We start from the raw sequence: 361 nt of genomic DNA, 5'->3' as shown, positions 1-361 counted from the left end.
ATGAAAAACAGCAGTAAAAAACCTCTACAGGCTTGTAGCTCAGGTGGTTAGAGCGCACCCCTGATAAGGGTGAGGTCGGTGGTTCAAGTCCACTCAGGCCTACCAAATTTGCGAAGCAAATTTGAAGAGGTTGGCAAAACGATGGGGCTATAGCTCAGCTGGGAGAGCGCCTGCTTTGCACGCAGGAGGTCTGCGGTTCGATCCCGCATAGCTCCACCATCTTTTACTGCGAACACAAGAAAACTTCAGAGTGAACCTGAAAAGGTGCACTGCGAAGTTTTGCTCTTTAAAAATCTGGATCAAGCTGAAAATTGAAACGACACATCTTTAATGGTGTGTTCGAGTCTCTCAAATTTTAGCA

The 361-nt window shown here is 46.5% G+C and carries 2 tRNA genes; both read left to right on the top strand.

Features of this window, described 5'->3' with window-relative positions:
• Positions 1 to 28: 28 nt before the first annotated feature.
• Positions 29 to 105: transfer RNA gene (locus IM313_RS22250), tRNA-Ile, on the top strand.
• A gap of 38 nt (positions 106 to 143) precedes the next feature.
• Positions 144 to 219 (top strand) — tRNA-Ala (locus IM313_RS22245).
• Positions 220 to 361 lie beyond the last annotated feature (142 nt).

The sequence above is a fragment of the Enterobacter cloacae complex sp. P2B genome (assembly GCF_014895985.1).
In the GTDB taxonomy this organism is placed as follows: Bacteria; Pseudomonadota; Gammaproteobacteria; order Enterobacterales; family Enterobacteriaceae; genus Enterobacter; species Enterobacter bugandensis.
Note: the sequence above shows the minus strand (reverse complement) of the source record. Positions and strands in the feature narration are given on the sequence as shown.